Origin of the sequence: Halomonas denitrificans, from assembly GCF_003056305.1 — a bacterium.
Classification (GTDB): domain Bacteria; phylum Pseudomonadota; class Gammaproteobacteria; order Pseudomonadales; family Halomonadaceae; genus Halomonas; species Halomonas denitrificans.
In genome coordinates this window covers 404,216-428,491 of the sequence record NZ_PYVX01000002.1, presented here as the reverse complement: position 1 = coordinate 428,491, position 24,276 = coordinate 404,216, and the positions used below count along the sequence as shown (strand labels likewise).

20 protein-coding genes are annotated in these 24,276 nt (G+C 69.5%); 8 read left to right on the top strand and 12 right to left on the bottom strand.

All coding sequences use genetic code 11. The features are described 5' to 3' along the window. Positions 1-55: 55 nt before the first annotated feature. The 9 genes from C9F13_RS08090 to doeA form a co-directional block, all read right to left on the bottom strand. Positions 56-1,483 (bottom strand): aspartate aminotransferase family protein, encoded by a 1,428-nt coding sequence (locus C9F13_RS08090; RefSeq protein WP_108445723.1) that lies wholly within the window; start codon positions 1,481-1,483, stop codon positions 56-58. 131 nt (positions 1,484-1,614) lie between these two features. Then, the gene (locus C9F13_RS08085; RefSeq protein ID WP_108445722.1) at positions 1,615-3,096 is read right to left on the bottom strand and encodes an NAD-dependent succinate-semialdehyde dehydrogenase; all 1,482 of its coding nucleotides are present in this window, start codon (positions 3,094-3,096) and stop codon (positions 1,615-1,617) included. Between the two features lie 216 nt (positions 3,097-3,312). Next, the gene (locus C9F13_RS08080; protein ID WP_108445721.1) at positions 3,313-6,096 is read right to left on the bottom strand and encodes an aminotransferase class I/II-fold pyridoxal phosphate-dependent enzyme; all 2,784 of its coding nucleotides are present in this window, start codon (positions 6,094-6,096) and stop codon (positions 3,313-3,315) included. A 53-nt stretch (positions 6,097-6,149) separates the two neighbouring features. Next, on the bottom strand, positions 6,150-7,148 hold the full coding sequence (locus C9F13_RS08075; RefSeq protein WP_245888733.1) for a C45 family autoproteolytic acyltransferase/hydrolase: 999 nt from the start codon (positions 7,146-7,148) through the stop codon (positions 6,150-6,152). A 47-nt stretch (positions 7,149-7,195) separates the two neighbouring features. Then, positions 7,196-8,668, bottom strand: a complete 1,473-nt coding sequence (locus tag C9F13_RS08070; protein WP_108445720.1) for a biotin carboxylase — start codon at positions 8,666-8,668, stop codon at positions 7,196-7,198. A gap of 149 nt (positions 8,669-8,817) precedes the next feature. Further along, positions 8,818-9,687 carry a carbon-nitrogen hydrolase family protein gene (locus C9F13_RS08065; protein WP_108445719.1) on the bottom strand — a complete coding sequence of 290 codons (870 nt, stop codon included), beginning with the start codon at positions 9,685-9,687 and terminating at the stop codon, positions 8,818-8,820. Positions 9,688-9,872: 185 nt separating this feature from the next. After that, entirely contained in the window at positions 9,873-10,346 is a 474-nt protein-coding gene (locus C9F13_RS08060) for an Lrp/AsnC family transcriptional regulator (RefSeq protein ID WP_108445718.1), read from the bottom strand. Then, positions 10,343-11,356, bottom strand: a complete 1,014-nt coding sequence (doeB, locus tag C9F13_RS08055) for a N(2)-acetyl-L-2,4-diaminobutanoate deacetylase DoeB (RefSeq protein ID WP_108445717.1) — start codon at positions 11,354-11,356, stop codon at positions 10,343-10,345. Before doeB ends, C9F13_RS08060 begins: the two co-directional genes overlap by 4 nt. Positions 11,357-11,565: 209 nt before the next feature. Next, a complete protein-coding gene (gene doeA / locus C9F13_RS08050) occupies positions 11,566-12,765 on the bottom strand; it encodes an ectoine hydrolase DoeA (protein WP_108445988.1) in 1,200 nt (399 codons plus the stop codon). A 390-nt stretch (positions 12,766-13,155) separates the two neighbouring features. On the opposite strand from doeA, the gene C9F13_RS08045 reads away from it, so the two are divergent. The 4 genes from C9F13_RS08045 (at position 13,156) to C9F13_RS08030 (ending at position 17,815) form a co-directional block, all read left to right on the top strand. Then, complete coding sequence (locus C9F13_RS08045; protein WP_108445716.1) at positions 13,156-14,796, top strand: methyl-accepting chemotaxis protein; 1,641 nt, start codon at positions 13,156-13,158, stop codon at positions 14,794-14,796. A gap of 69 nt (positions 14,797-14,865) precedes the next feature. Continuing rightward, positions 14,866-15,807 carry a 2-hydroxyacid dehydrogenase gene (locus C9F13_RS08040; protein ID WP_108445715.1) on the top strand — a complete coding sequence of 314 codons (942 nt, stop codon included), beginning with the start codon at positions 14,866-14,868 and terminating at the stop codon, positions 15,805-15,807. Positions 15,808-15,905: 98 nt separating this feature from the next. Continuing rightward, positions 15,906-16,472, top strand: a complete 567-nt coding sequence (locus C9F13_RS08035) for a nicotinamidase (protein ID WP_108445714.1) — start codon at positions 15,906-15,908, stop codon at positions 16,470-16,472. Then, positions 16,469-17,815, top strand: coding sequence for a nicotinate phosphoribosyltransferase (locus tag C9F13_RS08030; protein ID WP_108445713.1), 1,347 nt, complete (start codon positions 16,469-16,471; stop codon positions 17,813-17,815). Before C9F13_RS08035 ends, C9F13_RS08030 begins: the two co-directional genes overlap by 4 nt. Positions 17,816-17,945: 130 nt before the next feature. On the opposite strand, the gene C9F13_RS08025 is transcribed toward C9F13_RS08030, so the two are convergent. The 3 genes from C9F13_RS08025 to C9F13_RS08015 all read right to left on the bottom strand — a co-directional run bounded on the left by C9F13_RS08025 (position 17,946) and on the right by C9F13_RS08015 (position 20,045). Then, a complete protein-coding gene (locus C9F13_RS08025; RefSeq protein WP_108445712.1) occupies positions 17,946-18,683 on the bottom strand; it encodes an SDR family oxidoreductase in 738 nt (245 codons plus the stop codon). 125 nt (positions 18,684-18,808) lie between these two features. Further along, positions 18,809-19,432, bottom strand: a complete 624-nt coding sequence (locus C9F13_RS08020; protein WP_108445711.1) for a TetR/AcrR family transcriptional regulator — start codon at positions 19,430-19,432, stop codon at positions 18,809-18,811. Between the two features lie 52 nt (positions 19,433-19,484). After that, on the bottom strand, positions 19,485-20,045 hold the full coding sequence (locus C9F13_RS08015) for a DJ-1/PfpI family protein (RefSeq protein WP_108445710.1): 561 nt from the start codon (positions 20,043-20,045) through the stop codon (positions 19,485-19,487). A 155-nt stretch (positions 20,046-20,200) separates the two neighbouring features. On the opposite strand from C9F13_RS08015, the gene C9F13_RS08010 reads away from it, so the two are divergent. The 4 genes from C9F13_RS08010 (at position 20,201) to C9F13_RS07995 (ending at position 24,190) form a co-directional block, all read left to right on the top strand. Then, complete coding sequence (locus C9F13_RS08010; protein ID WP_108445709.1) at positions 20,201-20,887, top strand: hypothetical protein; 687 nt, start codon at positions 20,201-20,203, stop codon at positions 20,885-20,887. Positions 20,888-20,970: 83 nt separating this feature from the next. Then, a complete protein-coding gene (locus C9F13_RS08005) occupies positions 20,971-21,897 on the top strand; it encodes a LysO family transporter (protein WP_108445708.1) in 927 nt (308 codons plus the stop codon). Between the two features lie 146 nt (positions 21,898-22,043). Further along, complete coding sequence (locus C9F13_RS08000; protein WP_108445707.1) at positions 22,044-23,483, top strand: ATP-binding protein; 1,440 nt, start codon at positions 22,044-22,046, stop codon at positions 23,481-23,483. Next, on the top strand, positions 23,480-24,190 hold the full coding sequence (locus C9F13_RS07995; RefSeq protein ID WP_108445706.1) for a response regulator: 711 nt from the start codon (positions 23,480-23,482) through the stop codon (positions 24,188-24,190). Before C9F13_RS08000 ends, C9F13_RS07995 begins: the two co-directional genes overlap by 4 nt. Positions 24,191-24,276 lie beyond the last annotated feature (86 nt).

Below are 24,276 nucleotides of genomic sequence, written 5' to 3'. Positions count from 1 at the left end.
GATGATCGATGGCGACGGCCGCCGGCCCCGGGCGGGACCGGCGGCGGGCGAGCCGTCAGGCGACGGTGGCGGCCACGCCCTTGACGGCGCCCTCGCGGACCAGCTCGTCGAGCACCGCATCCACGGCGCGACGGGCCCGGGCGACGATCTCGTCGACCTCCTCGCGGCTGGTGGTCAGCGGCGGCGCGAAGCCCAGGATGTCGCCCTGGGGCATGGCGCGGGCGATCAGGTTCTCCTCGAGCGCCGCGGCGGCGATCCGCGGGCCGACCTTGAGCGCCGGATCGAAGTCCTGGCGGCGGGTCGGGTCGGCGGCGAACTGAAGCGCCGCCAGCATGCCCACGCCGCGCACGTTGCCGACGATGGGGTGGTCGCCGAAGGCGGCCTGCATCTGCTGCTGCAGGTAGGCGCCGGTCTCGGCGGCGTTCTGGGTCAGCCCCTCGCGCTCGATGATCTCGAGGTTGGCGAGGCCCGCGGCGCAGCCCAGGGCGTGGCCGGAGTAGGTCCAGCCGTGGCCGATCGGGCCGTACTCGCCGGTGCCGGCTTCCAGCACCTTCCAGACGCGGTCGCCGACGATCACCCCGGAGAGCGGCTGGTAGGCGCTGGTCAGGCCCTTGGCCACGGTGATCAGGTCGGGCTTGATGCCGTAGAAGTGGCTGCCGAAGTCGGTGCCGATGCGCCCGAAGCCGCAGACGACCTCGTCGGCGATCAGCAGCACGTCGTACTTGGCCAGCACCGCCTGGATCTCGGTCCAGTAGCCCTCCGGCGGCGGCACGATGCCGCCGGTGCCGAGCACCGGCTCGCCGATGAAGGCGGCCACGGTGTCCGGGCCCTCGGCGAGGATCATCTCCTCGAGCTTGGTGGCACAGTGCTTGGAGAACTCGCGCTCGCTCATGCCCTCGAGCTCCGCGGCCCGCTGGTAGTAGAACGGCGCCTCGGTGTGGCGGATGGTGTCGATGGGCAGGTCGAAGTGGTCGTGGAACGCCTTGAGGCCGGTCAGCGAGCCCGAGGCGATGCCGGAGCCGTGGTAGCCGCGCATCCGCGAGATCACCTTCTTCTTCTGCGGCAGGCCGCGCACGTTGTTGTAGTAGCGCACGATCTTGAGCTGGGTCTCGTTGGCATCGCTGCCGGACATGCCGTAGTAGACCTTGGACATGCCGGGGCCGGCGAGCTCGAGGACCTTCTCGGAGAGCGCGATCTGCGGCTCGTTGGAGTGCCCCACGTAGGTGTGGTAGTAGGAGAGCTCGAGGGCCTGGCGATAGATGGCCTCGGCCACCTCGGTGCGGCCATAGCCGATGTTGACGCAGTACAGGCCAGCGAAGCCGTCGATGAACTCGCGGCCATCCTTGTCGACGATGTGGATGCCCTTGCCACCGCTGATCACCCGGCCCGGCGCGTCGCCATGGGCGAAGTCGCGCAGGTGGGTGGAGGCGTGGAAGGTCACCTTGCGGTCGCGCTCGATCAGGTCCCGGTGCTGCTGGCTCATCTCGTTCTCTCTTTGCTCATCGAAGGCTCCCCGCCGCGGCGGGGAGGGTGGTGGAGTGTGGCGCCGCTCGGCGCGCGTGTCGGGGAGCCCGGGCGGGACGATCCTCGCCCGGCTCCCACGGGGTCTCGGACTCAGCTCCCGGAGACGGAGCCCAGGGCGCCGAGGCAGTAATACTTGGTTTCCAGGTATTCGTCGATCCCGGTGACGCCGCCCTCGCGGCCGAGGCCGGAGTGCTTGACGCCGCCGAAGGGCACCGGGGGGCCGGTCATCTTCACCGAGTTCACCGACACCATGCCGAACTCCAGGGCCCGCAGGACCTTCCAGATGCGGCGGATGTCGTGGGTGTAGAGGTAGGCCGCGAGGCCGTACTCGGTGTCGTTGGCCATCTCGATGACCTGGTCGTCGTCGGCGTAGGCGGTGATCCCGGCCACCGGCGCGAAGCTCTCCTCGTGCCAGATCTTCATGTCGTGGGTCACGCCCGTCAGCAGCACCGGCATGAAGAAGTTCTCGCCCGGCGCCTGGCTCTGGTCGCCGGCCACCAGGGTCGCGCCCTTGGAGATGGCGTCGTCGACGATGGCCGCGGCCTTCTCCACCGCCTGGCGATGGATCAGCGGGCCCAGGTCGACCTCGCTCTCCAGGCCGTTGCCCACGGTCAGCGCCGCCATGCGCTCGGCGAAGTGCTCGACGAACTCGTCATGGATCGACTCGTGGACCAGGATGCGGTCCGCGGCGAGGCAGTCCTGCCCGGCGGTCTGGAACTTGGCCGCCACCGCGGCGAAGGCTGCCTCCCGGGGATCCATGTCCGGCCCGACGATGAAGGGGGCGTTCCCGCCAAGCTCCAGAGACACGCGCTTCACGGTGTTGGCGCTCTGCTCCAGCAGCAGCCGACCGACCCGGGTGGAGCCGGTGAAGGAGAGCGCCTTGACGCGGTCCTCGTCGCACAGGATCCGGGACACCTCGGGGGGATCGCCCAGCACCACGTTGAACACCCCGGCCGGGATGCCGGCGCGCTCGGCGAGCTCCGCCAGCGCCAGCGCCGAGAACGGGGTCTCGCCGGCGGGCTTGACGATCACCGTGCAGCCGGCGGCCATGGCGGCGGCGGCCTTGCGGGTGATCATCGCCAGCGGGAAGTTCCAGGGCGTGATCAGCGCGGCGATGCCCACCGGCTCCTTGAGGGTGCCGAGCGCCGCATTGGGAATATGACTCGGGATGGTCTCGCCGAAGGTGCGCTTGCCCTCCTCGGCGAACCAGCGCACGAAGCTGGCCCCGTACTCCACCTCGCCCCGGGCGTCGGGCAGCGGCTTGCCCTGCTCGAGGGTCATGATCAGCGCGAGGTCCTCGCGGTGGACCTGCAGCAGGTCGTACCAGGCGAGCAGCCGCTCGCAGCGCTCGTCGGCACGCAGCGCACGCCAGTGCACGAAGGCGGCCTCGGCGGCATCCACGGCCGCGGTGATCTGGTGGGGCTCCAGCCAGGGGATGTGGCCCAGCGTCTCGCCGGTGGCCGGGTCGAAGACGGCCTCCTCGCGGTTGCCGTCGCCGTGGGTCCACTTGCCGTCCACGTAGGCGTACTGACGGAACAGACGCGGATCGCTGAGCTTGTTGGACAGAGTCATGCGCTACCTCCCCTGACGCGCCGGCCACCTCATGGCCGGCGTGATAGAAACGGACGAGCCGCCTGTCGCTAGGCCACAGGACGGCTCGATGGGTACAGGGTAAGGGCGATGGCGGGACGAGACTTTTCGTTCACCGGCGAATAGGACGCAGGATTTTTTGTCCTGCGCCGCTACGCCGCGGTTTTTTCTGTGGGCGCCCGTTCCGGACGCCGAGGCTCAGCCCTCGGGCGGGTTGGTCAGCGCCTCCTCGGTGAACACCAGCAGGCCGAGCTCCGGCCTGTAGCCGTGGATCTCGGTGACGTCCAGGGCCTGCAGGAAGTGCAGGATCTCCGCGCTGACCACCTGCCCGGGCACCAGCACCGGGAAGCCCGGCGGATAGGGGATCACGAAGCTCGCCGAGACCACGTCGCGGCCGTCGCGCATGTGGGCCTGCAGCTCGCCGTTGTCGAAGCGCAGGTACTCGGTGTTCTCCTCGTCGTAGCTCAGGAAGTAGGCGCGGCGGATGTCCCCCTCCGGCGTGGCGCTCTCAGCCTTGGGGCGGAAGGCGTCGTGGAAGCGGCTGAAGTCCGGCAGCGGCGGCAGCTCCTTGGTCAGCGAGTGGACGCGGTTCTCGATGATCTTGCGCTCGGGGCGGCTGCTCTCCTCCCAGCGGTACTCGAACTCCTTGGCCAGCTTGATCAGCACGTCGAGCAGGTAGGCGATGGCCCCCCGGGAGGTGCCGATGTTGGTCATGAACAGCACGGTATTGCGCGAGGTCTTGTTGATCTGGATGCCGTACTTGTTCATCAGGTATTCGTTCTTGAAGGTGTCGCCGTCGATGCCGGTGGCGCCGATGGCGATGGTGATGCGGCTGGGGTCGACAACGAATTCGTCGTTGGCCCAGGCCTCCTCCATCTTGTTCCAGCCGGTGACCGGGTCGTAGAAGGTCTCGACCCCCGACTCGCGGTACTCCAGCGGCACCATGTCGCGGTTGATCAGCACCCGGAAGTACTTCTGCAGCAGCGGGTGGGTATAGAGCTGCTCGCGCAGCGACAGCGCCGCCTCGACCTGGGCGTGCACCAGCTCGAAGCCCTCCATCTCGGCCTGCATGCGCCCCACGTCCAGCGAGGCGATGATCTGGTAGTTCGGCGAGGTCGAGGTATGGGTCATGTAGGCCTCGTGGAACGGCGCCTCGACCTTCTGGCGATAGTCCTGATCCCAGATGTGGATCATCGAGCCCTGACGCAGCGAGGTCAGGGTCTTGTGGGTGGAGTGGGTGGCATAGGCGCGGATGCGCACCGTATCGGGGTCGGGCATCAGGCGCCGATCGAGCCAGGTGGCATCGTCGTCGGGATCGAGGGCGTCGAACTCGGCCTTCCAGGCCGCGTACTCCTCGCGATAGGCGTCGCTGCGGTAGAGATCACGCAGGGTGCGGGCGGCATGCATGGCGGTGCGCGGCCGGTAGGTCGGGTTGAAGCCGGCGAAGGCGAACCACGCCTCGTCCCACAGGAAGACCAGGTCGGGCTTGATCGCCAGGCACTCCTCCATCACCCGCCGCACGTTGTAGACCACGCCGTCGAAGGTGCAGTTGGTGAGCAGCAGCATCTTGACCTTGTGGAGCTGGCCCGAGCGCTTGTAGCCGAGCAGCGTCTTCTTGATCTCGTGCAGCGGTACCGCGCCATACATCGAGTAGTCATTGAGCGGGTAGGAGTCGAGGTAGCTGACGTGGGCGCCGGCCAGCACCATGCCGTAGTGGTGCGACTTGTGGCAGTCGCGGTCGATCAGCACGATGTCTCGTGGCTTGACCAGCGCCTGGACGACGATCTTGTTGGCCGTGGAGGTGCCGTTGGTGACGAAGAAGGTCTGGCGCGCACCGAAGGCGCGGGCGGCGTACTCCTGGGCCTTCTTGATCGGCCCGTAGGGCTGCAACAGGGAGTCGAGCCCGCCGGAGGTGGCAGAGGTCTCGGCGAGGAAGATGTTGATGCCGTAGAAGTCGATCATCTGCCCCGCCCAGTGCGAGCGGGTGATCGACTTGCCCCGGGAGATGGGCATGGCGTGGAAGACCCCGGTCGGCTTCTTGCTGTACTCGCGCAGGGCGTCGAAGAAGGGCGTGCGGTAGCGATTGTCGATCGCCCGCAGGATGGTGTGGTGCTGCTCGATGTAGTCCGTCTCGCGGTAGAAGATGCGATTGAAGTGACGGATGTCGCGGCTGGCCGTGGCCTCCACGTCGCCGCTGGTGACCAGGAACTGGTCGATCTCGGGGCGCAGCTCGTGGATCATCGAGCTCAGCAGGATGCTGCGCTCGGCCTCCGACTTCTGCTCCAGCGACTGCTCGGAGATCCCCTCGAGGTAGCTGCGCAGGGCGCTGAGGTTGTACTTCGACTTGTAGGGGAACTCGTAGCGGATCAGGCAGGCCTGGATGTTGGGGTTGACCAGTACCGCGATCAGCGCGTCCTCGAAGCTGCGCACCGTGACCACGTCGTAGACGAAGCGGTCCTCCGGGCGGCGCATGCTGTGGAAGGCCTCGCGGACCACCTCCTCCTCCGGGGCCGAGAGGTTGTCGACGATCAGCAGCTCGAAGTAGGGCTGGGCCGAGCTGCTGGAGGCGGGGTGGCCGCGGCGCAGCTGCGTCAGGGCGTCGAGGGTCTCCAGATCCTCGGCGTCGGCATCGGTCTCGGAGAGGTCGACGTGGCGACGCCGGTAGGACTCGCTGATCAGCGCCCGCACCAGGCGCCTGACCACCTTCTCCAGGAGCCCGTACTCCTTGCGATCGAACAGCGCCCAGAGGTGGCGGAAGTCCTCCTTGGAGGGGAAGGCGTGATAGTCCTCGATGATCTCGAGCCGCGTCAGTTTGACCTCGACCGCCTTGACCAGGTTCTTGGCCCGGCCCTCGTCATCCAGGCGGACCAGCTGCCCGAGGTCACGCTTCAGCGCATTCCAGGTGTCGGCACGCAGCTGGGAGATCTTGTGGTAGAAGCCCAGGGCGGTGTAGGGCGTCTCGGTTTGCGTCAACTCTTGCATGGCAACACCCATCCAGGTTCGTTGTTGTTGAAGGGGCGGGGATGGTCCCGGGATCAGCCGGAGTGCAGTCCTCGCACCCCGTAGCGCACGGTGATGCGCTCCTCGGGAAAGTGGTCGAAGCCCAGGTCGAGGGTCAGGCCGGGCCAGTGGAACTGCGCGCGACCCGAGACGGGTCGATAGACCGCGGTGTAGACCGTGCCCAGGCCGCGGCGGTAGTCGTGGCGGAACAGCGGCGGCGACGAGAAGGCGGCGATCAGCCGCTCCTCGGTGGTGGCCTCGTCGTCCACCAGGATCGACAGCTGGCGCTCGCGGATCAGCGTCTCCGAGGCCAAGGCGTGGGCGTACCACTCGATCTTCTTCTGGTGGTTGGTCGCCACCGGCACCCGACGGATGCTGGCGCGACGGTCGGGAGCGATCATCGCCGTGACGTAGCGACCGGCGGCGTCGGCCACGGTAATGTTGTAGGCCATGTGGGTGGGAATCCGCGCCAGCACCTCGGCGGCCTCGGGCACGCTGTCGCAGAACTCCAGCAGGTAGCGCAGGATGATCGGCGCACCGAACCCCTGCCCCACCGCCTTGCGCCCGCCGAAGGCCAGCGACACGGCGAGCCCCGAGTCATTCATGCCGTCGAGCACGCCCCACAGGCAGTCGGTCATGGCGATCACCCGCCGGGCGTTCCAGTGGGTGTAGAGGATGGTCCCCTCGCACAGCTCCGGGGGGTAGTCGTAGTTGCGCGCCAGCACCGTCGACTCGGGGCTTGCCAGCACCGCCTGGGAGCAGCCGGTGATGTAGGGCGGCGGCTGGTAGAGGCTCAGGAAGCGCGCGGCCAGATCCCCGCCGCCGGCCAGATCGCAGAGCGCCCGATAGGTCTCGAGCAGCTCCGGCATGTGCCGGCGCAGGGCGTTGTAGCAGGCGAGATACCCCGGCCGCTCGCGCTCCCCCTCGCTCAGGTACCACTGCTCGTAGGCCGGCCAGTGGTGGGCGAACAGCGCCTGCCAGCGCGGCCCCGCCGTCGCCTCATGCACGGTGCGGAAATCGAGCATCTTGTCCATCTCGCCCGGCGGCACCTCCCGCGACGAAGGGGATCCGATCCCGGTGTTCACAGGATCTTGAAGTTGCCGCCGCCGACGGCGTGGCTGACGGCCACCTCCTCCACCACCGGATCCTGAAGCGACTGGCCCGCGTACTGGCCGCGGATACCGTCGATCCACGCCTTGGCACGCTCGTTGAGCTGGAAGTCGTCGTCCATCAGGCGCCCGCGGGTGATCAGGATGCCGAGATCGGCGCCCTCATAGCGGAAGTCGCCCGCCCCGCTGATGCGCAGGAAGAAGCCCTCGCTCTCGTCCTCGGCGGCGTGGGGGTGATAGTTGTAGTGGTGGTAGCCGATGCTGCCGTCGGCGGCCATCTTCCAGACCCCGGTGCGCGGCGCCTGGGTCAGCAGGTCGACGCTCTCGTCGGTGTGCTTGATGACGAGCTGGCTCCAGCTGTCGACGCTCTCCGGGTGCGACCAGCGCTCGTTGATCTCGTTGATGTCGAGATCGAAGTCGACGTCGGAGAACTCCAGCAGGTGGAACAGGAACAGCGGGATGTCGGAGTGGGCGAAGGCCGCCACGTTAGTCAGCGAGCTGGCCCCGGTGACCCGCGGGTTGAGCTCGCCGAGGTAGACCTCGCCGTTGTCCATGTCGATCAGGAAATCGAGCTCGAAGTAGCCGCGATAGCCCTCCTCGCGCAGTGCCTCGCCGAACTGGAAGGTGTACTCCCGGGCCTTGTCGCGGACCGATTGGTCGAAGGCCCCGGCGAACATCTCGTTGCCGCACCAGCCGCCCTTGTAGGGGGTCAGCGTCTTGAAGCCGACCAGCTCGGTCATCAGCGGGCCGACCACGGTGCCGCAGCGAGTGGCGCAGGCCTCGATGGCCGAGCCGCGGCAGTTGATGCGCTTCATGATCTTGACCTCGGCCTCGGCCTCGATCTCCTCGGCGTGCTTGTAGTAGTCGTCCTCGCTGGAGATGAAGAAGGTGGTGTGGCCGGAGTCGCCGAAGGCGGTCTGCACCACCAGGTCGTCGCCGAGCTCCCGGCTCACCTCGCACAGCTCCTGGTAGCTGCCCACCTTGGCCAGCACGTTGGGCACGCTGGGCACGCCGGCCTTGTTGCCGATGCGCACCGTCTCGATCTTGTTGTCCATGCGCGAGCGCAGCTTGGCCGGCGGGAACGCCACCTTGAGGCCGAGCTGCTCGCAGACCTCCTCGGTGTGCTCGTCGAACATCAGGAAGGCGGCCACGCCGGCATTCTCGCCCTGGGCGCGGGACTGGATGAAGTCGATGACCTCCTTGTGCTCGAGGAGGTAGTTGTTGATGTCCTCGATGCTCTCGAAGTCGCGGGGAAACTTCTCCTTGGGCACGAAGACGTTGCGCTGCTGGCCCTCGAAGCAGTCGATGTAGTTGATGTGGCGGAAGTTGCCCACCCAGTCGCCGATGCCCAGCAGGTTGAAGTTGGTGGCCGAGATGAAGTAGATCGGCTCCTTGTTGTTGAGGAAGTGGCGGCGGACGTCGGCAATGGTTGTTATTGTGCTCATCGTGGTCGCTCCATCGGTTACGGGGGAGGCGCCAGGCGCCTGGTGCGCGGCAGGAGCCGCCGGGGAGTTGCCAAACAGGCGGCGCAGCCATCGAAGCAGTGGGTCCAGCATGGAGTCTCCTTGTCACTGCCCCGCCCGCAGGCGAGAGGTCAATAGTCCTCGACGTTGGCCCGGACCGGCTTGGCCAGCGGACCCAGGGTGTCGAGGAAGGGCGTGGAGCCGGTCTCGCTGCGGTAGAGCGAGAAATCCACCTTGCGGTCGCGGAAGCTCTTCAGCGGCTGGCCCAGGCCACGCAGCCCCGCCTCGCGCTCACGCCGCACCCGCGTCATGTCGACCTCGATCGGCATGATCTCCTCGCCGATCCCCGCCTGGTGAATGACGTCGCCGGAGGGCCCCACCACGATCGAGCGGCCGTTGCCCAGGGCCCCGGCGCCGTTGATGTCGAAGAAGTAGCACTGGTTGACCGCCGCGTTGGTGCGCGCCATCGACAGCTCGATGTCGCGGTCGATGGTGTCGGTCATGGTCGGGTGCAGGATCACCTCGGCGCCCATGGCGGCCAGGGTGCGGGTGGTCTCGGGGAACCACATGTCGTAGCAGATCGAGACCCCGAAGCGACCGACATTGGGCACGTCGAAGACCACGAACTCGGTGCCGCTCTCGACCCCGATCTCGTAGGGACGGAAGGGGAACAGCTTGCGAAAGCGGTTGACCACCTGGCCGTGGGGGTTGATCACCGAGAGGGTGTTGTAGATGCCGTCCTCGGCCTGCTCGAACATCGAGCCGGGAATCAGCCAGATGCGATGCTGCTCGGCGATCTGGCAGAACATCGCCTCGGCGTCGCTGGGCAGCGGCTGCGCATGATGCGTCGAGGCCCCCATCGGCATCAGCTCGCTGAACAGCACCATCTGTACCTGGGGGAAGCGGCTCATCAGCACGTCGATGCGATGGCGCATGGCCTCGGTGTTGTCACCGTGGTGATGGGCGTGCATCTGCACACCGGCAATCGTGAAATAGGACATAGGAGCTCTCTGCGTCAGGCGATCTAGAACACTTCCGGGGCACTATCGAACACGAACCGGCACCAGCGGATGCATGCCGGCAGGATCGCCCGGCCGGGTGGACACTCGCCCACCCTCCAAGACCAGCTTATGACACATGTGCCGGCATGACATCAACGCTGACATCGCGGTCGGGGCGAATCCGTTCAGGCGAGATCGTCGGGAGAGAACCCCGGGGAGGGACGCTTCACCGTCTTGGTGACGATGTAGGTGAAGTAGCGCTCGATGCCGGCCTCGCCGGTCAACCAGGCATCCATGCGGCGCTGATAGGCATCGATGGAATCGGTCTCGAACTTGATCAGGTAGTCGACGCCACCGCCGACGGCCACGCACTCGGTGACCTCGGGGGTGGCGTGGACCAGAGCCTCGAAGCGAGCGAAGCTCTCGGCATTGTGTGCCTTGAGCTCGATCTGCACCCACACCGGGGTGCGCTTGACCAGCGCATCGGGATTGATGCGGGCGCTGTAGCCCTCGATGATCCCGGCCTTCTCGAGCCGCCGCACCCGCTCCCAGCAGGGGCTGACCGAGAGGTTGATCGCCTCGGCCAGCTTCGACTTGGTGATGCGCCCGTCGCGGGAGAGGATCTCGAGGATCTTCAGGTCGTAGCGATCGAGCTTCATGCCAGCGACTCGACCACCTCGGCGATCACCGCGATGGTATCGCCCATGTTGACCTGCGCCGGGAAGCGCCGTGCGGCGAGGATGCCGCTGCGCTCGGCACGGTACTCCACGGGCGGGGTGCCGCTGCGGGTCATGTCGTAGACCCGGGCGATCACCTGGCCCCGCTCCACCGGCTCACCGAGCGCCAGGGTCAGCTCCAGGAGGCCGGAGTGCTCGCTCTGCACGTAGCAGCTGGCATCGGGCATGTCGAGGTAGACCTGGGGCTCGGCGGGCATCTCCACCCGCCCCTCGATCAGCCCGTAGTGGATCAGGAAGTTGCGCACGCCGCGCTCGGTGATGGCCAGGCTCTCCGGCGTGGAAGTGCCGCCGCCGCCGAGCTCGGTGGCCACGAAGATCTTGCCCTGGCGCTCCACCGCGGTATCGAACAGCGCCTCGGCATCGAGCTCGAACATCATCATGGCGTAGGGCGCCCCGAAGGCCTTGGCCCCCTCCAGCGCCTGGCGCTGCTGGTCGGCGTCCTCCAGCACGTGGGAAGCGCCGAACGGGATGATGTCCAGGGTGCGCCCGCCGGAGTGCAGGTCGAGCACCACGTCGCTCATCGGCACCATCACCCGGGTGAAGTAGTCGGCGATCTTCTCGGTCACGCTGCCGTCCGGGTCGCCGGGGAAGCTGCGGTTGAGGTTGCCGCCGTCGAGCCCGGAAGTGCGCTTGCCGGCCATCACCGCCGGGGTGTTCATCATCGGCACGATGATCACCCGACCGGTGACGTCGGTCGCCTCGAGGGTGCTTGCGAGCTTCATCAGCGCGGTGATGCCCTCGTACTCGTCGCCGTGGTTGCCGCCGGTCAGCAGCGCCGTGGGGCCCTCGCCGTTCTTGACCACGGTGATCGGGATCATCACTGCTCCCCAGGCCGACTCGTCGTTGGAGATCGGCAGCTTCAGGAAGCCGTGCTGCACGCCGTCGGCGTCGAAGTCGACGGTGGCGGAAATCGGGCTGGGGCGCTTGGTCATGGGGTGATCTCCATCTTCTTCTAGGGGTTGGCCGAGACTCCCTTCTGGGCGAAGACTCGACGCGGGGCCGTTGCGGCGACAAACCTGCGAGCGGGGCCGGCCTACAGGAGGCGCTGTGGATACCTCCCTGTACGCTACTTTTGCCTTCCCTGGCAAAAGACCTCCTCTTCGGTTTGCCCCCGCGCCCCTCCTTGGGCGGTAAGTTGAACTCAGCGCACGAACAGCTGGCGCGGGAAGTCGGCCAGGGTCTCGCAGCCGGTCTCGGTGATCAGGATGCTCTCGGTGATCTCCAGGCCCCAGTCGTCCTCCCACAGGCCCGGCATGAAGTGGAAGGTCATGCCCGGCTGCAGGATGGTCTCGTCCGAGGGACGCAGGCTCATGGTGCGCTCGCCCCAGTCCGGCGGGTAGCTGATGCCGATGGGGTAGCCGCAGCGGGCACCGCCGCGGTCGAAGCCGTACTTGTCCATGGCCGAGCCCAGCGCCATGGCGATGTCCGCGGTGCGGTTGCCAGGCTTGGCCACCGCCAGGCCGTTCTCGATGCCCTCGAGCAGCGCCGATTCGGCGCGCACGAACTCCTGGGGCGGCCTGCCCAGGAAGACGGTCCGCGACATCGGGGCGTGGTAGCGCTTGAAGACGCCGGCGATCTCGAAGAAGGTGCCCTCGCCCTTGCGGAACGGGGTGTCGTCCCAGGTCAGGTGCGGGGCGGCGGCATCCGAGCCGGTGGGCAGCATCGGCACGATGGCGGGATAGTCACCGCCGTAGATCTTGCCCTGGTCGTCGCGCCAGCCCTCGATGGCCACCCGGTAGATCTCCGAGACCAGCTTGCTCTTGGGCAGGCCCGGCTCGATCACCTCGAGGATGCGGGTGTGCATGCCCTCGACGATCTTCGCCGCCACCCGCATGTACGCGATCTCCTGCGGCGACTTGATCGCCCGGCACCAGTTGACCAGCGAGTTGGCGTCCATGAAGCGCGCATGGGGCAGCTCGCGCAGCAGGCTCTGGTAGGCCTTGGCCGAGAAGTAGTAGTTGTCCATCTCCATGCCGACTACGCCCTCGTGCCAGCCCCGGTCGGGCAGGATGGTCTGGGCGAGGTAGTCCATGGGATGCATGTCCGGATTCTGGACGTAGTAATCCGGGTAGTAGGTGATGTTGTCCGGGTCGATCCAGCAGGTGCGCAGGGCCCCGTTGGCATCCATTCGCCGGCCATACCACACCGGCTCCCCCTCCAGGCCGACCAGCACGCACTGGTGGACGTAGAAGGACCAGCCGTCATAGCCGGTCAACCAGGCCATGTTGGAGGGATCGCTGACGATCAGCACGTCGATACCGCGGCTGGCCATCTCGGCGCGCACCTTCCACAGGCGGGTCGCATATTCTTCACGAGTGAAGGGCAGGGAAACCTGAATCATGAAGCCACTCGCCATCGCATCATCAACAAATCGGCCCTCTCTGCGACGAGAAGGCCGGGCCGGGTGCCGCATCACTGCCGAGGGCCCTCCCGGTCACGGGCCGGGGGTGGCGTCGCACAGTCGATCGCTTATCTAAGAGCAGGTTACTGCCAACCCATGGTAGGCGGTCAAGCATTTCTTGGAGGGCGCCGACGCCGCGTCACGACCGCCCCTGCGCCCATGCCGACGCCGCCCGCTCCGGCCGGCGAGCCCGCCGTCGGGGCGGCGCCACGATCGCCGGCGAGCGGGCCCGGCGCCGAGGCCATTAAAATATTAGAAAACAGTAGTTTAAGAAATGACGAGGGCCGGCCGATAGAAGGGGGTCACCCCTCACCCAAGGTCCCTGCCCCCATGCTGCAACGCTTCTCCATCGGCGCCCGCCTCGCCCTGGCCTTTGCGCTCATCGTCCTGCTGCTGCTGGCCGCCGTCGGCGTCGGCATCCGCGGCCTGTCCCAGGTCAGGACGACCGCCGTCGACACCCTGGAGGTCGATGCCGCCATCGCCCTCAACGCCTCGCGGGTCCAGCGGCTGGCCCTGCAGCTCCGGCGCTACGAGAAGGACGCCTTCATCCACCTGCGCGAGGCGGAAAAGGTCGCCGAGTATCACGACAAGTGGCGCGCGGCCCGGGAGCGGCTCGCCGACACCCTGGCGGCCGGCGCCGACCTGGCCCCCTCCCCCGCGCTCGAGGCGCTCTACGTGGAGGCCGGCGAGGCCCTGGACGACTACGCCGCCGGCTTCGCGGCCACCTACCGCCGGCTGCAGGGCGGCGAGTTCGCCACCACTGCCGACGCCAACCGCGCCTTCTCGGCGCACAAGGCGGCGGTCTACCAGCTCCAGAAAACCGCCGATGGCATCGGCGAGCGCGCCGAGGCCCACATGGCCGACGCCGCGAGCGGCATCGAGGCCCGCCACGGCAGTGCCCTCACCGGCCTGCTGGTGTTCGCCGGCCTGGCCCTGGCGGTGGCCGTCGCCCTGTCGCTTTTGATCACCCGCAGCATCATCCGGCCGCTGGGCCAGGCGCTGGCGATCACCGAGCGAGTCGCCGGGGGCGACCTGCGCCAGGTCATCGAGGTGCACGGCCGCGACGAGACCGCGCGACTGCTCGGCGCGCTGCGCCAGATGACCGACTCGCTGGGGGGCCTGGTCGCCTCGATCCACCACACTGTCCTCGCCGTCCACCAGGGTGCCGAGGCGATCGCCCGGGGCGGCCAGGACCTGGCTTCGCGGACCGAGCAGCAGGCCAGCGCCTTGCAGCAGAGCGCCGCCAGCATGGAGGAGATCACCAGTTCGGTGTCACAGAACGCCCAGAGCACCCGGGAGGCCGACGGCCTGGCCGAGCGCGCCACCGCCCGGGCGCGGGAGAGCCACGACAGCGTGAGGCGCAGCGTGACGCTGATCCAGGCCGTGGTCGCCGATGCCGGGCGCATGGACTCCATCATCGAGACCATCGACACCATCGCCTTCCAGACCAACATCCTGGCCCTCAACGCCTCGGTGGAGGCGGCCCGCGCCGGCGAGAAGGGCCGCGGCTTCGCCGTGGTGGCGACCGAGGTACGGGCCCTGGCCAGCCGCAGCGCCGACGCCGCCGGCGAGATCCGAAACCTGCTGGAGGGCACCCGCCGCCAGCTCGACGAGTGCGCCCGCCAGGTGGAGCAGAGCGGCGTCAGTATGAGCGAGACCACCGAGGGCATCGAGCGCCTCGGCGAGGAGGTGCTGCGCATCGGGGCGGCCACCCGCGAGCAGTCCGACGGCCTGGCGCAGATCGGCACGGCGGTGGCCGAGCTCGACGCCACGACCCAGCAGAACGCCGGCCTGGTGCAGGCCACCAACGCCTCGGCGGCGACCCTGGAGGCCCAGGCGGCGGAGCTCGCCGAGCGGGTCGCCCGCTTCCGGGTCGCCGCCGAGCACGAGGAGCAGGAGGCGCCGGCGTCGGCCGCTGCGAACCCGCCCCCGGCGGAGGCCCGCCGCGAGCGCCGCGCGACCCCGGCCTGAGCGGGACTTTCTTCGCGCCGCCGAAATCGGGAAGATGGCTCGACCGTTCATCTTCCCCCGGAGGTTCCCATGCGAGTGCTGGTCCATATCGACGACGCCGAGCAGTGGCGCGAGGCCCTGGCCGAACGGCTACCCGAGGCCGAGGTGATCACCAGCGCGGCCCCGGCGGAGCAGCGTCGCAGCGCGGACTATCTCGCCGTCTGGAAGCCCTCCGCCGAGCTGCTGCGCGAGCCGGTGGCGCTCAAGGGCATCGTCAACCTCGGCGCCGGGGTCGATGCGCTGCTCAACAATCCCGCCCTGCCCCGGGAGGTGCCGATCGTCAAGCTGCGCGATGCCGGCATGGCCGAGCTGATCGGCGACTACGTGCGCTACGGCCTGCTGCATTTCCAGCGCGACTTCGACCGCTATCGCCGCCAGCAGGCACGCCACCAGTGGCGGGAGCACGCGGTGATCGACAAGGCCGACTGGCCGGTGGGCGTGCTGGGGCTCGGCGCCATCGGCGCCAGGGTGGCGGCCATGGTGGCCGCCGACGGCTTCCCGGTGCACGGCTGGAGCCGCTCGCCCAAGACGCTGCCCGGCATCCACTGCCACCACGGAGACGCAGGGCTCGAGGCGCTGCTCGAGCGGGTCAAGAGCCTGGTGCTGCTGCTCCCCGACACCCCCGCGACCCGTCACATCATCGATGCCCAGGCTCTGGCGCGGCTCCCCGAGGGGGCGAGCCTGATCAACCCGGGGCGCGGCGCCCTGATCGACGAGGCGGCGCTGCTCGACGCCCTGGGCGAGGCCGAGGACGAGACGACCGGGCGGCTGCGCGGCGCGCTGCTCGACGCCTTCCCCGAGGAGCCGCTGCCCGAGGCGAGCCCGCTGTGGTCGCACCCGCGGGTCATGATCACCCCCCACATGGCCGGCCCCACGCCCCTCGCCGAGGCGCTCGACCAGGTGGCCGAGGCGCTGCGCGCCCTCGAGGCGGGGACGCCGATCGACACCGTCGATCCCCGGGCCGGGTACTGAGCGGCTGAGCGGGGCGGGCAGCGACCGCCCCCTACAACAACGGCGACTCAGCCCCTACCCTGTGGAGGGACACCCTACGACCTCCCGGGAGGTGCGTGATGAGCGTTAACGAGCACTATGAGCCCCGCGACGCGCTGCTCGTCGTGGACCTGCAGAACGACTTCTGCGAGGGCGGCGCCCTGGCGGTGAACGGCGCCACGGCGCTGGTGCCGGGCATCAACGCCGAGATCGAGGCGGCCCGGGCGGCGGGGGCGCTGGTCGTCGCCTCGCGGGACTGGCACCCCGTCGATCACGCGAGCTTCGACCATCGCGGCGGCCCCTGGCCGGTGCACTGCGTGCAGGACACCCCGGGGGCGGCCTTCCATCCCGACCTCGCGCTGCCCGCCGAGACGGTGCGGGTCAGCAAGGCCACGGCCTTCGATGCCGACGCCTACTCCGCCTTCGATGGCACGGGCCTCGCCGGCTACCTGCGCGAGCGGGGCGTCGAACGGGTGATCGTGTGCGGCCTGGCGCTGGACGTCTGCGTCCGGGCCACCGCCCTGGACGCCCGACGTGAGGGCTTCGAGGTGCGCCTGCTCGAGGCCTTGAGCGCCGCGGTCGACCCCGCCGCCGTGGACGACGTGCGCGATACGCTGCTCGAGGCCGGCGTCGAGGTGCGCCCATGAGCGCGCCGACGCCCCTGACGGTCGAGGAGGACGAGCTCGCCCTGCTCACCGACCTCTACCAGCTGACCATGACCCAGGCCTACTGGCAGGAGGCCATGGAGGGCGTGGCGACCTTCAGCCTCTTCTTTCGCCGGCTGCCGCCCGAGCGCCGCTTCATGCTCGCCTGCGGGCAGCAGCACGCCGCCGCCCGGCTCGCCCGGCTGCGCTTCGGCGACACCGCCCTTTCGCGCCTGGCCGACACCGGGCTCTTCGAGGCCGGCTTTATCGACTGGCTGGCCAACTGGCGCTTCGAGGGCGACATCTGGACCCTGCCCGAGGGCACGCCGGTGTTCGCCAACGAGCCGCTGCTGGAGGTGGAGGCGCCCATCGCCCAGGCCCAGCTCCTCGAGAGCCTGGCGATGAACCTGGTGCAGCTGGAGACGGTGCTGGCCTCCAAGGCGGTGCGCGTGGTGATGGCGGCGCGGGGCCGGCCGGTGGTGGACTTCGGCATGCGCCGCATGCACGGCATCGATGCCGCGGTGCGCGGGGTCCGCGCCTACCGCACCGCCGGGCTCGCCGGCACCAGCAACGTGCTCGGCGGCCTGCGCCACGGCCTGGCGCTCAGCGGCACCATGGCCCACAGCTACGTGCTGGCCCACGACAGCGAGCGGGAGGCCTTTCGCGCCTTCGCCCGCCACTACCCTGGCACCACCCTGCTGGTCGACACCCACGACACCCTCGAGGGGGTGCAGAAGGTGATCGAGCTGCTCGGCGAGGAGCCGGCCCTCGCGGTGAAGGCCATCCGGCTCGACTCCGGCGACCTGGGCGAGCTGGCCCGGGGCGCGCGACGGCTGCTCGACGACGCCGGCCATGACGAGGTGCAGATCGTCGCCAGCAGCGGCCTCGACGAGGCCCAGATCGCGGTACTGCTCGAGGAGGGCGCGCCCATCGACGCCTTCGGGGTGGGCACCCAGATGGGGGTCTCCGCGGACGCCCCGGTGATCGACCTCTCCTACAAGCTGGTCGCCTACGCCGGCGAGCCGCGGGTCAAGCACTCGCCGGGCAAGATCAACCTGCCCTGCCCCAAGCAGGTCTATCGCCGCCGGGACGACCAGGGCCACTACCTCGGCGACGTCATCGCCCTGCGCGACGAGCCGGTCGCGGCCGGCGAGCCGCTGCTGCGCCCTCTGGTGAAGGCCGGCCGGCTGGTCGAGGCCGAGATGGCCCGCGCCGATGACGCCCGGGAGCGGGTCGCCGATGCCCTGCCCCGCTTCCCCGCCGATGTCAGGCGCCTCGAGGCGGGCGCGAGCGACTATCCGGTCATCCTGAGCCCGCGCCTTGCGCGCCTGCAGTCGCGCGCCTGAGGGCCGGCCGGACTCCTGCATCACGCTCACCCATCAAGCACCGACACAAGGCACTCACGCAAAAAACCGGGCACGGTGCGAGGCACCGTGCCCGGGTTCCTTCAGGCCGTTCGTCCGGCGGGCGCGCGGCTTAGAGCGGCTGCTTGGTCGGCCGGATGATCAGCTCGTTGACGTCGACATCGGCCGGCTGCTCGATGGCGTAGACGATCGCCCGGGCGATGGCATCGGCGTCGATGGCCATCTCGTAGAGCTCGTTGACGCCCTTGGCGGTCTCCTCATCGCTGATGGTGGAGGTGAGCTCGGTGGCCACCGCCCCCGGCGAGATGTTGGTGGAGCGGATCTCCTCGCCGCCCTCCTGGCGGATGCCCTCGGAGAGTGCCTTGACCGCGTACTTGGTGGCGCAGTAGACGGCCGCGGAGGGGAAGACCACGTGGCCGGCCACCGAGGAGAGGTTGATGATGTGGCCGGCGTGCTGCTCGCGCATGGTCGGCAGCACCGCGGCGATGCCGTAGAGCACGCCCTTGATGTTGACGTCCACCATCTGCTCCCACTCGTCGACCTTGAGCTGGTCCAGCGGCGACAGCGGCATCAGGCCGGCGTTGTTGACCAGCACGTCGATGCGGCCGTAGGCCTCCTTCGCCGCCTCGGCCAGGGCCTCGACCTGGTCGCGCTCGGTCACGTCGGTGACGCGGTAGATCGCCTCGCCGCCCTGCTCGACGATGGCGTCGCGCAGGGCCTGCAGGCGCTCTTCGCGGCGGGCGCCCAGCACCAGCTTGGCGCCGGCCTTGGCCAGGCGGTGGGCGGTGGCTTCGCCGAGGCCGCTGCTGGCCCCGGTAATGATCACGACCTTGCCTTGGATCTCGGACATCTATATGGCTCCTGTGCAGTGATACCGTGAAACGGCCTTGCTAGACCGGTCTACTAGAAACGGGATAAATCGAATGTGGCTCCAGACACCACCCTCCCGGCTCGCCGGGAGGGCCGCCTGTCGGGCTAGGAGGCCTCGTGGGAGGCCATCGCCCGGGGGGCCGCCTCGCGCCCCAGCACCTCGTGGAACAGCACCTGCTCGAAGGCCTCCATGGGCGCCAGCGACTTGGTGGTCTTGGCGCGCAGCATGGCGCCCTGCCAGCCGGCCAGGATGAAGCCGGCCAGGCGCTCGACGTCGAGCGTCTCGGAGACCTCGCCGGCGGCCCGGGCCTCCTCGAGGCAGGCCACCAGGTGACGCTCCCACTGGCGGAATACCTGGTCGAGCCGCGCACGGAACACCTCGCTGCGCGAGGAGAGTTCCTGGCCGAGGTTGCCGATCAGACAGCCCCGCGCATGATCGCAGGAGTGCATGTCGGCCCGGCCGGCGTCGAAGTAGCGACGCAGACGGGAGAGCGGCGGCTGATCCGGCGCCTGGAGAAGCGCCACCAGGCGCGCGTCGTACTGCTCGGCGAAGGCGTCGATCACGGCCAGGCCGAAATCTTCCTTGCTCGAGAAGTAGTGATAGAAGGAGCCCTTGGGGACCCCTGCCCGACTCAGCACCGCGTTGATGCCGGTGGCGTTGAAGCCCTGCTCGGCGATCAGCTCGGCGCCGATCTGGATCAGCTTGTCACGGGTGTCTTGCGTCTTCATGGGGCAAAGAATAGACCAGTCGTCTAGTGGCGTCAAACCCCGCCGATCTCGATCACGACAGCAGGGCGGCGAACTGCTTCAGCCAGGCCGGGTGGGCGGGCCAGGCCGGAGCGGAGACCAGCATACCACTGGTGACCGCCTGATCGACCGCGATCTCGGCGAAGTCGCCGCCGGCCAGGCGCACCTCCGGCGCGCAGGCGGGATAGGCCGAGACGCGAAAGCCCTCGAGGGGCACCGCCGCCGCCAGCAGCTGAGCGCCGTGGCAGATGGCCGCCGTCGGCTTGTCGTACTCGAAGAAGTGGCGCACCAGCTCCAGCACGCGCTCGTCCAGGCGCAGGTATTCCGGGGCGCGCCCCCCGGGCACCACCAGGCCGTCATAGTCCTCGGCGCTCACCTCGGCGAAGGTGGCGTTGAGGACGAAGTCGTGGCCCGGCTTCTCGGAATAGGTCTGGTCACCCTCGAAGTCGTGGATGGCGGTGCGCACCTTGTCGCCCTCGCGCTTGTCGGGACAGACGGCGTCGACCGTGTGCCCCATGGCCTGCAGGGCCTGGAAGGGCACCATGATCTCGTAGTCCTCGACGTAGTCCCCGGCGATCAGCAGGAGTCTGGCCATGGGAGTCTCCTCGTTGGCATGAGCTCGTGGACGCGGGCGCGTCCTTCACCGCAAGCCTAGCAGCCCCGTGGGGCCGCGCGAGACGCCCGCGCCAGGGAACCCCGCGGCGCGTGGGGACTCTCACCCCTGCCGACCGCTGGCCCTGGAGCGCCGTCATGCCCTCACCCTCGCGTCATCGCCGCCTCCCGCGGCTGTTACCGCTGCTGCCCTGGCTGCTGCTGGTCTTTCTGTTGCCGGGCGGTGCCGGCGTGCACGCCGCCGAGCCGCGCCCCTTCGACGCCCGCTATCACCTGGAGGTCGACGGCTGGCCGAACGCCACCATCGAGCACCGCCTCTCCCGGGACGGGAGCCAGTGGCTGAGCGACATGCGCGCCGACATCACCCTGGCCCAGGGCCGCGAACGCAGCCGCTTTCTCGCCGGCGAGGCGGTGCGCTCGCTGCACTACGCCAGCGGCTACTCCCTGCTCGGGGTCGGCAAGCGCTACACCCTTGACCAGGACGCCCTGGCCCGGCTGCCCGACCGCCAGGCGGCGCTGTTCGAGCTGTCGCGGCGCGCCACGGCCCGACAGTGCGCCGCCCCCTGCCGGCTGCGCTACCTCGACCATCGCGGTCGCGAGACGCTGGTCGAATACCGGCTGCTGCCGCGCGCCGCCCTCTCGCTGCCGGCCGGGGAGTTCGAGGCGGTGCGGGTGGAGGTCATCGAGCCCGACGAACCGGATCGCCGGCTGCGCTTCAGCTTCCATCCCGGCGTGCCCGGGCTGCTGCTGGCCATGGAGTACCACCGCGACGGCGAGCGGCGCAGCCGCCTGGCGCTGACCGAACTCGCCCTCCCCCCGCGCTGAGCGCGCTTCCTCCCCGAAGGGAAATTGACTAGAGTGGGCGGTTTTCGGTCGCCGCCGGCGACCCCGACGGGAAGGGAATCTCGATGCTGAGCGGTCTGCTGATCGTGCTGTTGCCCCTGGTGCTGGGCTACCTGGTCCGGGTCCGCGATCCGCGGTGGATGGCCCCGATCAACCACGGCGTCAACGCCTCGATCTACGTGATCCTGCTGCTGATGGGCGTGAGCCTCGCCGGCCTGGACGACCTGGGCGGCCAGCTCTCGCGCCTGGGCAGCCAGGCGCTGCTGCTGTTCGCGGTGATCTCGACCTGCAACCTGGCGGCGCTGTGGTGGCTGTCGCGCCGACTGGGGCTGACCGCCGGCACCTCGGCGGTGGTGGCCGGCGCGCCCACCAGCAAGCTCGCCGCCATGCTCGGCTCGCTGTCGCTGGTCGCGGTGGTGGTGGCCGGCGTGGTGATCGGCCTGCTGCTGGAGTGGCTGGCCGGCAGCGGCCTGTTCGCGCTCGCCGAGCGCCTGGCGGAGTGGGTGCTCTACGCGCTGCTGGCGCTGATCGGCTGCCAGCTGCGCAACTCCGGCATGCCGCTGCGCCAGATCGTGCTCAACCGCTTCGGGCTGGCCATCGCCCTGACGCTGGCCACCAGCTCGCTGGTCGGCGGCCTGCTCGCCGCCCCGCTGCTCGACCTCGCCTGGAACGAGGGGCTCGCCATGGCAGCGGGCTTCGGCTGGTACTCGCTCTCCGGCATCCTGATCGGCGATCAGCTCGGCCCCCTGCTGGGCGGCGTGGCCTTCTTCAACGACCTGGCCCGGGAACTGCTCGCCTTCGTGCTGATCCCGCTGGTGATCCGCCGCCATGCGGCGCTCGCCATCGGCTATGGCGGCGCCACCTCGATGGACTTCACGCTGCCGGTGATCCAGCAGCACGGCGGCGTCGCCTGCGTGCCGGTGGCGGTGGTCTCGGGCTTCATCCTCTCGCTGCTCTCGCCGCCGCTGATCCTCTTCCTGCTCACGCTGTGAGGCGCGGGCGGGCTTGCCGGCCCCCGCCGAGTGCGCGAGGCTGTCGACGACCTGCACATTGCCTGCACAGTGCCTGAACGAAGGCTGCACGTCCGGCGGCGAGAATGATCGCGCCCCTCGCCATCCCTCGACCCCGGAGCCTGCCCATGCGTGCGCCTCGCCTCCCCCGCCCGGCCGTCTCGCGACTCGGCATCAAGCTGTTCGCGATCATCCTGGTGGTCAACGTGGCCATTTCGGGGCTGGTGTTCCTGGCCGTCTCCCGCAGCCTCGACCAGGGCTTCATCGAATACCTCGACAAGACCCAGACCCGCCGCGCCGAGACCCTGGCCGAGGGGCTCGCCGAGGAGTGGGCGCGCCGCGGCGACTGGCAGTGGCTGCGCCAGTCGCCTCTCGCCTGGCATCGCCTGGTGCGCCGACAGCTGTGGCCGGGCGACACGCCGCCGCCGGAGGGCATCGAGCGGCGCCTGGGCGACCCCCGGGACTTCGTGCTCCACGACGCCGGCGGCCTGCCGGTGATCGGCCTGCCCCCGGACGGCGACCAGGAGGCGGCGGAGCTGCGCTGGCTGCCCATCGAGAGCGACGGCGAGGAGGTCGGCATGCTCGGCTACCGGCCGCCCCAGCAGCTGATGGCGCGCATGGACCGCATCTTCCTCTCCCGCCAGCAGCGCAACCTCGGCATCATCGTCGCCGCCCTGGGGCTGGCCTCGCTGCTGTTGGCCGGCGGCCTCTCCTGGTGGCTGGGGCGACGCACCCGGGGCATGGCCCGGGCCACCCGGCGCCTCACCGAGGGCGACTACAGCACCCGCCTGGCGGAGCACGGTCGCGACGAGCTGGCGAGCCTCGCCCACGACTTCAACGTGCTGGCCGCGACCCTGGAGGCCAGCCGCGAGGCGCGCAACCGCTGGGTGTCGGACATCGCCCACGAGCTGCGCACGCCGCTCGCCGTGCTGCGCGGCGAGATCGAGGCGATGCAGGACGGCATCCGCGCGCTGGACGCGGACAACCTGCACTCGCTGGCCCAGGAGGTGGGCCAGCTGGAGCGCCTGGTCGCCGACCTGCGGCTGCTCTCGCAGAGCGATGCCGGCGCCCTGGAGGTCCAGCTGGCCCCGCTGGACCTGGCCGAGAGCCTCGCCTCGCGACTCGACGAGGCCGCCGGCTGGCTCGACGACAGCGGCATCCGGCTGGAGCGCGCGATCGACGGCCCGGCCTGGATCCGCGGCGACGTCCAGCGCCTGCGCCAGCTGTGGAACAACCTGATCGACAACACCTGCGCCTACACCCGCGCGCCGGGCCGCCTGCGCGTGACCCTGGCCTGCCGCGACGGCGAGGTGCGGGTGAGCTGGGAGGACAGCGCCCCCGGGGTGCCCGAGGCCGAGCTGCCGCGCCTCACCGAACGCCTCTACCGGGTGGAGGGATCGCGCAGTCGCGCCAGCGGCGGCAGCGGCCTGGGGCTCTCCATCGCCACCGCCCTGGCGCGTGCCCACGGCGCCCGGATGCTGGCCTCGCCCTCCGCGCTCGGCGGGCTATGCTGGACCCTCACCTTCACCGCCATCCAGGACCCCGCTTCCAGGGAGGACGCCGCATGAGCACCCACGACACCGACCCGGTCCAGATCCTGATCGTCGAGGACGAACCCAAGATCGCCCGCCTGGTTGCCGACTACCTGCAGGGCAGCGGCTTCACCAGCCACCACCTGGCCCACGGCGACGCCGTGCTGCCCTGGCTCGAGGGTCGCGCGACGCGCCCCGAGCTGATCCTGCTCGACCTGATGCTGCCCGGCACCGACGGCCTGACGCTGTGCCGGGAGGTACGCCAGCGCTGGCCGGAGATCGCCATCGTCATGCTCACCGCGCGGGTCGAGGAGGTCGACCGCCTGCTCGGCCTGGAGCTCGGCGCCGACGACTACATCTGCAAGCCCTTCAGCCCCCGGGAGGTGGTGGCGCGGATCAAGGCCGTGCTGCGGCGCAGCCGGGCGGCCCAGGATCCCGCCCCCGGCGGCGGCAGCGACCTGGTCCTCGACGAGGAGGGCTGGCGGGCGCTGGCCGACGGCCGGGACCTGGGGCTGACCGCGGTGGAGTTCCAGCTGCTGAAGGTGATGATGCAGTCGCCGGGGCGCATCTTCGCCCGCGAGCAGCTGATGGATCACATGTACCGCGACCATCGCATCGTCTCCGAGCGCACCGTGGACAGCCATATCAAGAAGCTGCGCCGCAAGATCGCCGAGACCTGGCCGGAGCGCGAGGTGATCCGCTCGGTCTACGGCGTGGGCTACAAGTACCAGCCGGAGGAGTAGGCGTCGACGGCGGGCGGAGCGCCCCCCGCAGGCGGGCTAGACTGGAGGAGACCGGCGGATTCACGGCTCTTGCACCGTCGCTGCAT

Bases quoted from the DNA above. Each gene is read 5' to 3' on its own strand.
- C9F13_RS08090 (WP_108445723.1), bottom strand. From the start codon at position 1,483: ATGAGCCAGCAGCACCGGGACCTGATCGAGCGCGACCGCAAGGTGACC.
- C9F13_RS08085 (WP_108445722.1), bottom strand. From the start codon at position 3,096: ATGACTCTGTCCAACAAGCTCAGCGATCCGCGTCTGTTCCGTCAGTAC.
- C9F13_RS08080 (WP_108445721.1), bottom strand. From the start codon at position 6,096: ATGCAAGAGTTGACGCAAACCGAGACGCCCTACACCGCCCTGGGCTTC.
- C9F13_RS08075 (WP_245888733.1), bottom strand. From the start codon at position 7,148: ATGGACAAGATGCTCGATTTCCGCACCGTGCATGAGGCGACGGCGGGG.
- C9F13_RS08070 (WP_108445720.1), bottom strand. From the start codon at position 8,668: ATGAGCACAATAACAACCATTGCCGACGTCCGCCGCCACTTCCTCAAC.
- C9F13_RS08065 (WP_108445719.1), bottom strand. From the start codon at position 9,687: ATGTCCTATTTCACGATTGCCGGTGTGCAGATGCACGCCCATCACCAC.
- C9F13_RS08060 (WP_108445718.1), bottom strand. From the start codon at position 10,346: ATGAAGCTCGATCGCTACGACCTGAAGATCCTCGAGATCCTCTCCCGC.
- doeB (WP_108445717.1), bottom strand. From the start codon at position 11,356: ATGACCAAGCGCCCCAGCCCGATTTCCGCCACCGTCGACTTCGACGCC.
- doeA (WP_108445988.1), bottom strand. From the start codon at position 12,765: ATGATTCAGGTTTCCCTGCCCTTCACTCGTGAAGAATATGCGACCCGC.
- C9F13_RS08045 (WP_108445716.1), top strand. From the start codon at position 13,156: ATGCTGCAACGCTTCTCCATCGGCGCCCGCCTCGCCCTGGCCTTTGCG.
- C9F13_RS08040 (WP_108445715.1), top strand. From the start codon at position 14,866: ATGCGAGTGCTGGTCCATATCGACGACGCCGAGCAGTGGCGCGAGGCC.
- C9F13_RS08035 (WP_108445714.1), top strand. From the start codon at position 15,906: ATGAGCGTTAACGAGCACTATGAGCCCCGCGACGCGCTGCTCGTCGTG.
- C9F13_RS08030 (WP_108445713.1), top strand. From the start codon at position 16,469: ATGAGCGCGCCGACGCCCCTGACGGTCGAGGAGGACGAGCTCGCCCTG.
- C9F13_RS08025 (WP_108445712.1), bottom strand. From the start codon at position 18,683: ATGTCCGAGATCCAAGGCAAGGTCGTGATCATTACCGGGGCCAGCAGC.
- C9F13_RS08020 (WP_108445711.1), bottom strand. From the start codon at position 19,432: ATGAAGACGCAAGACACCCGTGACAAGCTGATCCAGATCGGCGCCGAG.
- C9F13_RS08015 (WP_108445710.1), bottom strand. From the start codon at position 20,045: ATGGCCAGACTCCTGCTGATCGCCGGGGACTACGTCGAGGACTACGAG.
- C9F13_RS08010 (WP_108445709.1), top strand. From the start codon at position 20,201: ATGCCCTCACCCTCGCGTCATCGCCGCCTCCCGCGGCTGTTACCGCTG.
- C9F13_RS08005 (WP_108445708.1), top strand. From the start codon at position 20,971: ATGCTGAGCGGTCTGCTGATCGTGCTGTTGCCCCTGGTGCTGGGCTAC.
- C9F13_RS08000 (WP_108445707.1), top strand. From the start codon at position 22,044: ATGCGTGCGCCTCGCCTCCCCCGCCCGGCCGTCTCGCGACTCGGCATC.
- C9F13_RS07995 (WP_108445706.1), top strand. From the start codon at position 23,480: ATGAGCACCCACGACACCGACCCGGTCCAGATCCTGATCGTCGAGGAC.